Genomic DNA, 12,789 nt, shown 5'->3' on the forward strand with positions numbered 1-12,789 from the left:
TCTGTGTTGGGAGTGTGGAAGTGAACAGTAACTGCTTATCATTATAATAGGAGAATTGAATGGAAGCAAGGTTGACAGGAATTGACGCTGGTGAGAAAATAAAATATCAGATGTGAAATGACTCCACCTCTGTAGGTGGCGGGCAATAAATCAGTATCAGTGGAGACACAATAAAAATCTACAGAGGAGGGAGATTGATGAGTGGATTAAAAATAAAACGGGGCTGGATGCAAAAAACAGTTGTCGTCTGGTTTGGAGCACTTTTATGCTGCCTGTTGTGGGGAAGTGCATTTCCGTGTATAAAAATAGGATACAGGCTTTTTGAAGTCGATGCGGCAGACACCGCGTCACAGATTCTTTTTGCCGGATGCAGATTCACGCTGGCAGGAATTCTGGCGGTTGGAATTGGAAGTGTGATGGAAGGCAGTTTTTTGTGGCCGGAAAAAAAGGCGGTAAAAGAAATTGTCTGGCTGAGTCTTCTTCAGACGATCATTCAGTACTTTTTCTTTTATATGGGACTTGCGCATACCAGTGGAGTAAAAGCTTCTATCATAGAAGCCATAAATGTGTTCATTGCAATTCTGGTGGCAGGTGTTTTGTTTCATCAGGAAAAGATCACATCAAGAAAAATCGTTGGATGTGTTCTGGGTTTTGCAGGAGTCGTTCTGATAAATCTGAACGGGATGAATTTTCAGTTCAGCCTGGCAGGAGAGGGGGCAATTTTCTTTTCTACGATCGCTTATGCATTTTCTTCTGTATTTGTAAAGAAATTTTCACAGAAATTTAATCCGGTTATGCTCAGTGCTTATCAGTTTATCATTGGTGGGATAGTGCTTATGGCAACAGGATGTGCTATGGGTGGACATATTATAAAAGTGACATCGGCAGGAATCGGACTGCTGATTTATCTGGCAATGGTTTCGGCAGTAGCTTATTCGCTCTGGGGAATCCTTCTGAAATATAATCCTGTTTCGAAAGTTACAGTATTTGGATTTATGAATCCTGTATTTGGAGTTCTTCTTTCGGCGCTTCTGCTGGGAGAAACAGATCAGGCATCCGGGCTGTTGGGACTGCTTTCACTCTTTCTTGTGTGCGTTGGAATTTATGTGGTAAATAGTGGAAACCGTTCATAGATAATAATCTGCAATGTATAGCGTAAAAAAATTGTAAAAAAATCGGAAATAACTGTTGACATGCAAAGGGCATTATAGTAAAATAACCCAATGTGACATAGTGCGATAACACTTAAGCCAAAGCCCCGGCAAAGGTGTTTTTATCAGCGGTTTCGGACATTTCCGCAGTATATAGATTTGCGCTGTTCACCAGGAAATTTTATACATGATATTACGGGAGACCGTGATTAAACAAACTATCGTTGATAAATAACAGGAGGTAAAACCATGCAGACTTATATGGCTAATCCAGATAAAATCGAAAGAAAATGGTATGTAGTTGACGCTGAAGGCTGTACACTGGGCCGTCTGGCATCTGGTGTTGCTAGCGTTTTAAGAGGAAAGAACAAACCTCAGTTTACACCACACGTTGATACAGGTGATTATGTAATCATCGTTAACGCTGACAAAGTAAAAGTTACTGGTAAGAAAATGGACCAGAAGATTTATTATCATCACTCCGACTATGTTGGTGGAATGAAAGAGACCACATTAAAAGAAATGATGGCTAAGAAACCGGAAAAGGTTGTTGAGCTGGCAGTTAAAGGTATGCTTCCAAAAGGACCTCTGGGAAGAACCATGTACAAGAAACTTTTCGTTTATGCCGGACCAGAGCACAAACATGAAGCTCAGAAACCGGAAACCTTAACATTTTAATAGGAGGTAGGAGACATTGGCTAGCGCAAAATTCTACGGAACAGGAAGAAGAAAAAAATCAATCGCAAGAGTTTACCTTACACCTGGTACAGGCAAAATCACAATTAATAAAAGAGATATCGACGAATACTTCGGATTAGAGACTCTGAAAGTTATCGTTCGTCAGCCATTTGCTGCAACAGAAACAGAAGGCAAATTTGACGTTCTCGTTAACGTAACAGGCGGCGGATACACAGGACAGGCTGGTGCCATCAGACATGGTGTTGCAAGAGCCCTTCTTGAAGCAGACGCTGAATACAGACCAGTTCTTAAAGCTGCTGGATTCCTTACTCGTGATCCACGTATGAAAGAACGTAAGAAATACGGTCTCAAAGCAGCTCGTAGAGCACCTCAGTTCTCTAAACGATAATCAGGAACGAAGAAGAGCAGAGCTTTTCAAGTTTGTTATCAAATACGGAAATCATCAGGCCCCGGAATCTTTGGTTCCGGGGTTTTTCTAAAAACATTCCAATTATTTCTAATATCTCTAATATCTCTATTCCCCAAAAAAATTATTACCGGTTAGTAACGATTAAATTTAAGAAATCTTGAAGCTGACTCATCAAATCCGCGACGCTTGAATGATCCGGACAGGAGCATTTGCAGAGCTGCTCCACGAAGTAATGTGGATGTAATGACCTGGAAAAAAGTAGATACAGGATAGACCAACAGAAATTCAGGTGAGAAATGACCTGTAAATAAGTAAGTTTGTTAAAAGTACACGAAAATCACGGCTGTGAATGACCATAGTATGGGAAAATACATGCAAAGTCAACAAAATACTTGTAAACTGGATGGTCTGAAGATGAGTATGTATTGAACAGGTCAAAAAATGAATGTAAATCAGATGATCTATAGAAGAGTAAGTGCTATGGAAGTCCATAAAAGTGCCGGAAATGGTGTGCTACGGGAAGAGGAAGTTATCTGAAAGTCACCGAACATGTTTATAATGGAAAATCGGATGATTTACGTAGGAGTAAGCCTAAAACAAGTCAACACGATTCATGTAAAAATGACTGCAATTCAGATGTATTTTAAATAAATCAATGAAATAATCAAGCTTTCATATATTTATGTGTTCATTCTAATTTGAATCTCTAATGTTCTACAGAATCACAATAAAAATAAAGGAGGGACACCACATGTATGGATTAAAACAGAAATTATTAGAGGAAGAAAAGTGTTTGAAAGAGATTCTGAGCGGAATTGGGGAGCCGAAGGCAGATGCGCTGGAAGGGACTTTACGAATTTCAATGGACAAGAATAAAGTACGTTACTTTCATCATTTTCCGAATGAAAATAATAAGAAAAAGGATATCTATATTTCAAAGGTAGACAAAGAACTTCCGATCAGACTGGCGCAAAATACATATGACAATAAACTGCGCAATCTGGTGAAGAAACGTCTGGAGCAGCTTCGAAGACTTTTGAAGGATTATGAGGATAATGAAATTGAACAATTATATACGAAAGAACATCCTGAGAGACAGAAGCTGATTCAGCCAGTGCGACCAACATGGGAACAGCGTTTAAATGAATGGGAAAAAGAAGCGTACAGGAGTAAAGCGTTTGCTGAAAATATTCCGATCATAACAACTGCAAAAGGGGAGCGTGTACGCTCAAAATCAGAGAAGATTCTGGCAGACTATTTTTATCATGCAGGCATTTCGTATAAATACGAGCATCCAATTTTCCTGAAAGGATTTGGCATAGTTTATCCGGATTTTACATTTTTATCCCGGAAAACAGGAGAAGAAATCTACTGGGAACATGATGGGAGAATGGATGATCCTGAGTATGCAAGAAATGCTATCAGGAAGATTGAAACTTACGAGAAAAATGGGATTTTTCCAGGACAAAAGTTGATTCTGACATTTGAGACCTTGCAGGATGGATTGGATATGAAAGTTGTGGAGAGTCTTGTAAAGGAATATCTGTTATAGTGTAGATACCGTTACAGCAGATGATTTTGAAAATTATTTGAAGTATTGTAAAATGTTGTTGTGGCTTTGGAGTGCATATGTAATAATTCAGGTAGGAGTAATATTGTATTTGACTACGATAAGAATATGAGTATGCAGAAAACTGAAATTCAAATCCAGAATTAAGGTAAAGGGGAACATATGAGAAAAGAAGCTACGATTGAGCAATGGAAAGAATTGTATGAAGTTGCAACCAGAATAAAAGAAATGAAGCCATGGAATAAATTCTGGGATCTGGACATTATCGGAATACGGGAGGGGAACGAAGAAGATACAACATTTTACAGTATACTGGGACATGGTGGGGACTGTTATGGGATTGTTGTATATGAAGGATATGAAGGACTAAATGATTTCATGATGCTTACAATGCAGGAGCAGCTAAATCTGCCGATAGAGTATGTTATGTTTTCGCAAAATAATCTAACATGTTATTGGGGTAACAGAGAGGAATTAACGGATAAACAGAGAAAAATATCAAAGAAATGGGATATAAATACAGAGGAAAGAACCAATGGTTATATTTTCAGTCTTTTGAGGCAGGGTATTATCCCTATAATCTGAATCAGGATGAAGTTATTCGAATGACTAATTATTTTCTTAATCTGGAATTAGCATTGCAACAATATGAAAGTGTACAGGTTGATGTGGATTTCGAAAAGGGTGAAATGTACTATTTTGAGTTTGGAGAAGATAAAAAGTCATGGAATTTTGGTGCTAAACCACTACCATTTTCATCATTCCAATTTGGAAATCTGATTATTACAGATGAGGAATTGATGGCAGATTTGAGAAAAGCATCAAAATGTAATGCTGTTTTAGAAGCAGATATAGCAATTCTTGGAGTTTCGGTGAATGATAAAAAATATAAGCGACCTGCTAATCCGGCGACTTGCATGATTGCGGATGCTAAATCTGGAATGATGCTGAAATGTGAATTGCAGCAACCGGAGGATGATACCATTGTTTCTCTGGCAGAAGAATTGATAGGATTTATTTTTCAGTATGGTGCACCAAAAGAAGTGAGAGTATCGAATATTTTAGTTGAAGCTGGAGTGCAGCAAATCTGCCAGATATGTGGGATTAAATTAAGACGGGTAAAAAAATTGCCGATTATAGAAGAGTTTTGCGAAGGAATGAGGAGATTTATGTAAAAAGGAAAGTCGACTGTACGGACCGGCAGAATATGAATGACCTGGGAAAAGGATATGACAGAGCAGGTAAATACAAATTCAGGATAGACCTGTCTAATGAAAAAAAGTAAGAGTTGTTCAGCTTTGTAACTACGGTTTGGGAATGACCTGTGGGAGGGGAAGCCTAGCTGCGACCAACAGAAATTCATGTGAAAAATGACCTGTAAATCAGTAAGTTTGTTAAAAGTACACGAAAATCACGGCTGTGAATGACTATAGTATGGGAAAGTACATGCAAAGTCAACAAAATCCTTGTAAACTGGATGGTCCAGGGAAGGGTAAGTGCAAAGTGAGTCAAAAACTGATCTGGGATTGGATGGTCCAGGGAAGGGTAAGTGCAAAGTGAGTCAAAAACTGCCTTGAAATTGGATACCCTAAGAATGAGTAAATAGATGCTAAGTCCACAAATCACAGACAGAGCCATTACAGAAAAGTCCAATTGAAAATCTCCTCTTGACCTTCCGGCGGATTTGCGGTATAGTTCTCTACACTTTGCAAGAAAAGGAGCGAGACTTATGACTTTTTATCAGGAACTTCAGCTGAGTTCGGTGGGTTCGAAACAACTGATCAAAAATACCGCAGACCCAAAGGAGAAACGCCGCCATATTCTGATCTATAATTTCAAGGTATACCTTGTGATGGCATTCTGTGTGGCGGTGGTGACGCTGTACACAAATCTGACCGGAAGTGACAACAGCGTTGTGGGAGTAACAGTACTGCTTGCTGTGCTTGTGCTCAGGCAGGCGGATTTCGGAATCAAAACGACACATGGACTGGTCAGCATTATGGGGATTTTTGTGATTCTTATGATTGCGCCGCGATTTTCCAACACCCTTAATCCGATCGGGGCATTTGCGGTAAATACAGCAGCCATCCTTCTTCTGATGATATTGGGATGTCATAATGTGATCATGTATAATCATTCGACGTTTGTGCTGGGATATCTTTTGCTGCTGGGATATGACGTGACCGGTGCGGAATACATAAAGAGAGTCGAAGGACTTGCAGTCGGAATGGTTCTCTGTATGATTATCTTTTATAAAAATCAGAAAAACCGTCCGTACAGAAGAAGTTTTCCGGATCTGTTCCGTGAATTTGACCTTCATTCTGCAAGAGGCAGATGGTATCTGAAATTGACACTGATCGTTTCAAGTGCAATGCTGATTGTGTCTCTTTTGGGGTTGCCGAGAGCAATGTGGGCAGGAATTGCCTGTATGTCCGTGTGCCTTCCTTTTACAGATGACTGCATCGCCAGGTCAGGAAAAAGATGGCAGTTTAACATTGTCGGATGTGTATTGTTTATCGCACTATACCTGATTTTACCGGAATCTATGTACCCGTATATCGGAATGATCGGAGGAATCGGTGTCGGCTATTCAGCAGGTTACGCATGGCAGACCGCGTTTAATACATTCGGAGCACTTTCGATTGCAGCAGGTCTGTTTGGGATGCCGATGGCAGTAGCGCTTCGAGTCGGAATGAATGTGTTCGGCGCATTTTACACAGTAATCTGTAACAAAGTGATTGACAGACTGACAGACGCTTGTGGAGAAAGAAAAGACGCAGAAGCCTGAAACTGGGGCCAGGAAAATCGTAGTTGAAATTACATGCGATATGTGAGAATATTAAAAGAAAGTATGAAGAGCTGTTCACAAGTTATGGACAGCTCTTCAGTATAATATGGTAACTATTCAGAAGGTAGTATCCCGAGAGGTGATTGGGAATGCATTTTGACTCGTGACTGTGAGGGTACTGAACAGTTACATAATATGAAAATACAACACTAAAATACAACACGAACAGGAAGGAACCTCGTATGAAAAGAATAAAACGTCATCTCAGCCTGCTTTTGTTTCTTCTGATGCTGTGCAGTGCCATAAACGGGACAGACTCGAATCTCTTGCCCATCGATTTGGCCACAACAAAAACTGTACAGGCAGCATCGACTTCTTCCGGCAAAACTGCGACACGGTTTACCGGATGGAGAGGAAAGGGGCTCAGAAGAAGATACTACAAAAACGGAAGAATTCTGACGGGATTTTGTAAAATAGGAAGTGATTATTATTTTTTTGATTCGAAAGGCCGGATAAAAACCGGTTGGCAGTATGCCAGAAATCGTTACCGCCTTTTTCATAAAGCAACAGGAAAGATGGTAAGAAATCGTATTTATCATGGAAGAAGAATTGATAAATATGGCGCATGGACACCGGTAGTTGTACTTGATCCGGGACATTCCGGAAATGTGGCGCGTGGCTATGAACCACTGGGACCTGGATCTTCGGAGAAGAAAGCAAAGGATAATTCCGGGACAGATGGAGTGGTAACCGGGGTCGAGGAATATGCACTTACTTTAAATATAGCGAAGAAGCTGCAGGCAGTTCTCATAAGACAGGGCTGCAAAGTAATTCTGACACGCAAAGACAATCGGACGGCATTAAGCTGCGCACAGAGAGCACAAATTGCAAACAGAGCAAAAGCAAATGTATATCTGCGTATTCACGCAAATGGTGTGGATTCTTCCAGTGTGACCGGAGCCATGACAATCTGCGTGACCAGAAGAAATCGATTTGTTTCATCAAGTATGTATAAACAATCTTATAATCTTTCAAAAGCTGTCCTGAATGCCTATGTAAAAGAGACCGGATGCCGCAAAGAATATATCTGGGAGACGGATACAATGAGCGGAAACAACTGGAGTAAGGTACCGACGACACTGATCGAACTTGGATATATGTCCAATCCGGCGGAAGACCGCCGTATGCAGAATGCGGCCTACCAGAAAAAGATGGTAAATGGGATGGCAAATGGAATCAAAGCGTATTTACTGGGACAGTGATGTCTCTGAATGCATATAAAAATAAACAGGAGGTATGCCTGCAACTACGCCAAAGAGAGTTGAGAAGATTCTGAAAAGCGCAGGAAGAATAAGAAAAGTGCGGCGGGTGGGAATATCTGCCTGTAGTGCACTTTTTCTTGACAGAAATACTTTGACTTGCTAAAATTTTAAAAGATATAAAGATTAAAGGGCGTTGATTTTGATCTGAATCAACGCTTCTTTTATGTTAGGGAGGTAAAAGAGATGTTAAAAGTATGGATTGCAGGTGCCGGCGGACAGATCGGACGTGCACTGAATGATGTACTGGATCCGATGCAGATTGAGGCACTGAATACGGATGTCAATGAATTGGATATTACGGACACAGATGAAGTTATCAATTTCGGTACTGTCAACAGACCGGATGTGATCATCAACTGTACAGGTATCACAGATACTGATGAGTGTGAGGAAAATCCGGAACATGCATACCGTGTCAATGCACTTGGTGCAAGAAACTTAAGTATCGTTGCACGTAAATGTGGATCAAAAATCGTTCAGCTTTCTACAGATGACGTATTTGACGGACAGAGTAAGAAACCGTATACAGAGTTTGATGATACGAATCCGCTGACTGTATATGGCAGATCTAAAAGAGCCGGCGAAAATTATGTAAAAGAATTTACACACAAACACTTTGTCATCCGCAGTAACTGGGTATACGGACACGGTGGACGCAACTTTGTAAACCGTGTACTGGAAGCGGCAGAGTCCGGAAAAGCACTTTCTGTGGCATCAGACCAGTTTGGTTCTCCAACCAGCGCCAAAGATCTTGCAAGAATGATTCTGTATCTGATCAGCACAAATGAATATGGAACATATCACGTGACCTGCAGCGGTATCTGTAACCGTTATGAGTTTGCACAGGAGATATTAAGACTTGCCGGCAAAACAATCGAACTTAAAGCTGTTCCTACCGAGCAGTCAGACCTTTCATCTGTCAGACCGCCATATGCAGTTCTGGACAATTTTATTCTTCGTATTATTGAAATGTATGATATGCCGGAATGGAAAGAGTCCCTGAAAGAATACATGGATGAGAGAACGGAGGGTTAAAATGAAAGAAAAAAACACACAAGCAAAAACTCCGAACAAAAAAGCGATAGGGCTGACGACCAAGATCTTTATCGCGCTGATCGCGGGAGCAATTCTTGGTATCGTGCTCTGCTATCTGGTTCCGGACAGCAGTTTCAAAAAAGATGTAATTATTGAAGGTGTTCTCTATGTCATTGGACAGGGATTTATCCGTCTGATGAAGATGCTGGTTGTACCGCTGGTATTCTGCTCTCTGGTCTGCGGAAGTATGGCAATTGGAGATACAAAAAAACTCGGTACGGTGGGTGTGAGAACCCTGGTATTTTATCTTGCAACTACAGCAATGGCAGTTTGCGTTGCACTTGGTGTCGGTAATCTGATCAATCCTGGTGTCGGCCTTGATATGAGCGCGATTCAGTCTTCGGCAGCTTCTGTAGAAACCATGGAAGCAACATCGCTTACCGATACGATCCTGAATATCATTCCGGACAACCCGATCAATTCTCTGGCAAGCGGAAGCATGCTTCAGGTTATCGTATTTGCATTGATCGTCGGTGTGATTCTTGCAAAAATGGGCGAGCGTGCAGAGACAGTTGCAAACTTCTTCAGCCAGTTTAATGATATCATGATGGAAATGACCATGATGATCATGAGCCTTGCCCCAATCGGTGTATTCTGTCTGATCAGCCGTACATTTGCGAATATCGGTTTCAGTGCATTTATCCCGCTGGCGAAGTATATGATCGGTGTATTGCTGGCACTGGCTATTCAGTGTTTCGGCGTATATCAGATCCTGCTCAAGGTCTTTACAGGTCTGAATCCGATTCGGTTCATCAAGAAATTTTTCCCGGTTATGGCATTCGCATTTTCTACTGCAACGTCTAATGCGACCATTCCTATGTCTATTGATACGCTGTCCAAAAAAGTCGGCGTATCCAAGAAGATTTCGTCCTTTACTATTCCGCTGGGTGCGACCATCAACATGGATGGTACTTCCATCATGCAGGGTGTGGCTGTAGTTTTTGCAGCCCAGGCATTCGGTATTCATTTAAGTCCGATGGATTACGTGACGGTTATCGGAACTGCAACACTTGCCTCTGTAGGTACGGCAGGTGTTCCGAGCGTTGGTCTTGTAACCCTGACTATGGTATTTAACTCCGTAGGCCTTCCGGTTGAGGCAATCGGTCTCATCATGGGTATTGACCGTATCCTGGATATGACCAGAACTGCAGTCAACATTACAGGTGATGCTGTCTGCACAACTATCGTTGCACATCAGAATGGCGCGCTGGACAAAAAAGTATTTAACGAAACAGCATAATCTTTTTACATTGATTTCAGCAAAAACGGCTGTACACAGGAAGTGTGCGGCCGTTTTTTGCACCATATGTGCAAAATAGATGGATTTGGTGAATAACGCAAACACAAAACAGGTTGCATTCGTCACAGAGCTTCGGCTATAATACGAGAGAGCCGGATTACCGAGGAATAAATTCCGGCAGGAATCCACACATATCACTTTAACGAAAGCGAGAATAAATATGAGTATATTGAATGTTGAACATCTGACACATGGCTTTGGTGACAGAGCAATCTTCGCAGATGTTTCTTTCAGACTCCTGAAAGGAGAGCATATCGGACTTGTCGGCGCGAATGGCGAAGGTAAGTCTACTTTTATGAGTATTGTTACCGGAAAACTGATGCCGGATGAGGGCAAGGTAGAATGGGCCAAAAACGTCCGCGCAGGTTATCTCGATCAGCATGCGGTTCTGGAAAAAGGAATGACGATCCAGGAAGTGCTGAAATCTGCTTTTGACCCGCTCCTTCAGAAAGAACAGAGAATGAATGAAATCTGTGATCTTCTCGGAAGTGCGGATGAAGAAGAAATGAATGTCCTGATGGAAGAACTGGGAACAATTCAGGATGAACTGACATTACATGATTTTTATGTCATTGATTCCAAAGTCGAAGAAGTTGCAAGAGCACTCGGGCTTCTGGATCTGGGACTTGACCGTGATGTTACAGACCTGAGTGGCGGACAGAGAACAAAAGTCCTTCTTGGCAAACTCCTTCTGGAAAAACCGGATATCCTGCTTCTGGATGAGCCGACCAACTATCTTGATGAAGAACATATTGCGTGGCTGAAACGCTATCTTCTTGATTATGAAAACGCATTTATTCTGATCTCACATGATATCCCGTTTCTCAATGAGGTAGTAAATATCATCTATCATATGGAGAATCAGGAACTGAACCGTTATGTCGGCGACTACGATCATTTCCAGGAAGTGTATGCAGTGAAGAAAGCACAGCTGGAAGCGGCATACCGTCGTCAGCAGCAGGAAATCAGCGAACTGAAAGATTTTGTTGCAAGAAACAAAGCACGTGTTTCCACCAGAAACATGGCGATGTCCCGTCAGAAAAAGCTGGACAAGATGAATGTGATCGAGCTGGCAGCAGAAAAGCCGAAGCCGGAGTTTAATTTCCGTTATGGACGTACTCCGGGAAAAATGCTGTTTGAGACGCATGACCTTGTGATCGGTTATGATGAGCCGCTGTCCAGACCATTGAATTTTACCATGGAGCGTGGACAGAAGATCGCACTGGTCGGAACAAACGGAATCGGAAAAACGACACTTTTAAAGAGTATTCTCGGACTGATCCCGGCACTCAAAGGAAACTGCGAACGAGGTGAAAATCTGGAACTTGGCTATTTTGAGCAAGAAGTAAAAGGCGACAATAAGACAACCTGTATCGAGGAACTCTGGCAGGAATTTCCGTCTTATACACAGTATGAGATCCGTTCAGCCCTTGCGAAATGCGGACTGACTACCAAACATATCGAGAGCCAGGTACGTGTCTTAAGTGGTGGTGAGCAGGCGAAGGTACGTCTGTGCAAGCTTGTAAACAGAGACACAAATGTCCTGCTTCTGGATGAGCCGACCAACCACCTTGATGTAGATGCAAAGGATGCGCTGAAAAGTGCACTTAAGGAATACAGGGGCAGTATCCTTCTGATCTGCCATGAACCGGAGTTTTATCAGGATGTGGTAAATGAGGTCTGGGATATGAGCAAGTGGACCACCAAAATCTTTTAAGTACGGGGAAGGCCTTTATGCATAAAGAAATCAACCACAGAATAAGGAAACATTTTAACGAGGGAATCTACAATGTTGCCAGATACAAAGAAGCAAAGATGAGATAACAGAGAAAACAGAATGTAAATAAAAGTAAGGGCGGGATTATTTCCTGCCCTTGCTCAATGTACTGTTATGATAATCGGAAGAGAAGGTAACATCACGTCCGAACCATGCCGGCGGTGTGTAGGAATTCGCTGCTTCTTCGGATGGAAATTCTACTTCTGCCAGAAGCAGTCCCTCATAATCTTTATGAAAAACGTCGAGCTCGATCGTCAGACCGTTTTTTTCCGGAATCAGATAACGTGTCTTGGAGATGACAAGACCGTCTGCCTTAGATTTCAGATGTTCATAGGCCTCCTGCGTCAGCGGAAGATTATATTCCTCTCTGGCCATGAGGCCTTTTGATTTGTAAGTGAGAAAATAATCGTCATCCTGTCTGCGGATGCGAACGACAGGTGAAGTACAGAGATATCCCTGCTCGATCTTATGAAACGGATAAGATGCAAGATCTGCCGGAAGCTGTTCTTTTTCTATCAGATATTTTCTTTCGATTTCCATAGTAAAACTCCTTGATAAATTATGATATTTTCAGATTTAGTATATCCCTTTTGGACGTGAAATGCTATACTGAATGACAGAATGGCAATAAAACAACGGGCAGGCAGCAAAGCCAATATGTCAATAAGGGAGGAATTT

Annotated in this window: 11 protein-coding genes and 1 pseudogene; 11 read left to right on the plus strand and 1 reads right to left on the minus strand. The window is 41.7% G+C overall.

The window, feature by feature from the left end; translation table 11 throughout:
• Positions 1-197 precede the first annotated feature (197 nt).
• The 11 genes and pseudogenes from DWW86_RS06775 (at position 198) to DWW86_RS06820 (ending at position 12,051) form a co-directional block, all read left to right on the plus strand.
• Complete coding sequence (locus DWW86_RS06775; RefSeq protein ID WP_286187662.1) at positions 198-1,133, plus strand: DMT family transporter; 936 nt, start codon at positions 198-200, stop codon at positions 1,131-1,133.
• A 267-nt stretch (positions 1,134-1,400) separates the two neighbouring features.
• Positions 1,401-1,829 carry a 50S ribosomal protein L13 gene (gene rplM / locus DWW86_RS06780; protein WP_015542118.1) on the plus strand — a complete coding sequence of 143 codons (429 nt, stop codon included), beginning with the start codon at positions 1,401-1,403 and terminating at the stop codon, positions 1,827-1,829.
• A gap of 16 nt (positions 1,830-1,845) precedes the next feature.
• Positions 1,846-2,238 carry a 30S ribosomal protein S9 gene (gene rpsI, locus DWW86_RS06785; protein ID WP_072521862.1) on the plus strand — a complete coding sequence of 131 codons (393 nt, stop codon included), beginning with the start codon at positions 1,846-1,848 and terminating at the stop codon, positions 2,236-2,238.
• A 772-nt stretch (positions 2,239-3,010) separates the two neighbouring features.
• Positions 3,011-3,811 (plus strand): hypothetical protein, encoded by an 801-nt coding sequence (locus DWW86_RS06790; protein ID WP_117942650.1) that lies wholly within the window; start codon positions 3,011-3,013, stop codon positions 3,809-3,811.
• Positions 3,812-4,057: 246 nt separating this feature from the next.
• A pseudogene (locus DWW86_RS17310) lies at positions 4,058-4,464 on the plus strand (DUF7309 domain-containing protein); the annotation flags it as partial.
• A gap of 165 nt (positions 4,465-4,629) precedes the next feature.
• Positions 4,630-5,004, plus strand: coding sequence for a DUF6930 domain-containing protein (locus DWW86_RS17315; protein WP_502696638.1), 375 nt, complete (start codon positions 4,630-4,632; stop codon positions 5,002-5,004).
• A gap of 554 nt (positions 5,005-5,558) precedes the next feature.
• Positions 5,559-6,617: an FUSC family protein gene (locus DWW86_RS06800; protein ID WP_117942651.1), complete on the plus strand. Its 1,059-nt coding sequence runs from the start codon at positions 5,559-5,561 to the stop codon at positions 6,615-6,617.
• 242 nt (positions 6,618-6,859) lie between these two features.
• Entirely contained in the window at positions 6,860-7,879 is a 1,020-nt protein-coding gene (locus DWW86_RS06805) for an N-acetylmuramoyl-L-alanine amidase family protein (protein WP_117942652.1), read from the plus strand.
• Between the two features lie 243 nt (positions 7,880-8,122).
• The gene (rfbD, locus tag DWW86_RS06810; RefSeq protein WP_117942653.1) at positions 8,123-8,974 is read left to right on the plus strand and encodes a dTDP-4-dehydrorhamnose reductase; all 852 of its coding nucleotides are present in this window, start codon (positions 8,123-8,125) and stop codon (positions 8,972-8,974) included.
• 1 nt (position 8,975) lies between these two features.
• Positions 8,976-10,274: a dicarboxylate/amino acid:cation symporter gene (locus tag DWW86_RS06815; protein ID WP_117942654.1), complete on the plus strand. Its 1,299-nt coding sequence runs from the start codon at positions 8,976-8,978 to the stop codon at positions 10,272-10,274.
• 220 nt (positions 10,275-10,494) lie between these two features.
• The gene (locus DWW86_RS06820; RefSeq protein WP_117942655.1) at positions 10,495-12,051 is read left to right on the plus strand and encodes an ABC-F family ATP-binding cassette domain-containing protein; all 1,557 of its coding nucleotides are present in this window, start codon (positions 10,495-10,497) and stop codon (positions 12,049-12,051) included.
• A 144-nt stretch (positions 12,052-12,195) separates the two neighbouring features.
• Here the strand turns inward: DWW86_RS06820 and DWW86_RS06830 are convergent, their stop codons facing one another.
• A complete protein-coding gene (locus DWW86_RS06830) occupies positions 12,196-12,651 on the minus strand; it encodes a CYTH domain-containing protein (protein WP_117942656.1) in 456 nt (151 codons plus the stop codon).
• Positions 12,652-12,789: the final 138 nt, after the last annotated feature.

The sequence above is a fragment of the Ruminococcus sp. AF17-22AC genome (genome assembly GCF_003460065.1).
GTDB lineage: Bacteria > Bacillota > Clostridia > Lachnospirales > Lachnospiraceae > Blautia_A.

Bases quoted from the DNA above. Each gene is read 5' to 3' on its own strand.
- DWW86_RS06775 (WP_286187662.1), top strand. From the start codon at position 198: ATGAGTGGATTAAAAATAAAACGGGGCTGGATGCAAAAAACAGTTGTC.
- rplM (WP_015542118.1), top strand. From the start codon at position 1,401: ATGCAGACTTATATGGCTAATCCAGATAAAATCGAAAGAAAATGGTAT.
- DWW86_RS06790 (WP_117942650.1), top strand. From the start codon at position 3,011: ATGTATGGATTAAAACAGAAATTATTAGAGGAAGAAAAGTGTTTGAAA.
- DWW86_RS17315 (WP_502696638.1), top strand. From the start codon at position 4,630: ATGGCAGATTTGAGAAAAGCATCAAAATGTAATGCTGTTTTAGAAGCA.
- DWW86_RS06800 (WP_117942651.1), top strand. From the start codon at position 5,559: ATGACTTTTTATCAGGAACTTCAGCTGAGTTCGGTGGGTTCGAAACAA.
- DWW86_RS06805 (WP_117942652.1), top strand. From the start codon at position 6,860: ATGAAAAGAATAAAACGTCATCTCAGCCTGCTTTTGTTTCTTCTGATG.
- rfbD (WP_117942653.1), top strand. From the start codon at position 8,123: ATGTTAAAAGTATGGATTGCAGGTGCCGGCGGACAGATCGGACGTGCA.
- DWW86_RS06815 (WP_117942654.1), top strand. From the start codon at position 8,976: ATGAAAGAAAAAAACACACAAGCAAAAACTCCGAACAAAAAAGCGATA.
- DWW86_RS06820 (WP_117942655.1), top strand. From the start codon at position 10,495: ATGAGTATATTGAATGTTGAACATCTGACACATGGCTTTGGTGACAGA.
- DWW86_RS06830 (WP_117942656.1), bottom strand. From the start codon at position 12,651: ATGGAAATCGAAAGAAAATATCTGATAGAAAAAGAACAGCTTCCGGCA.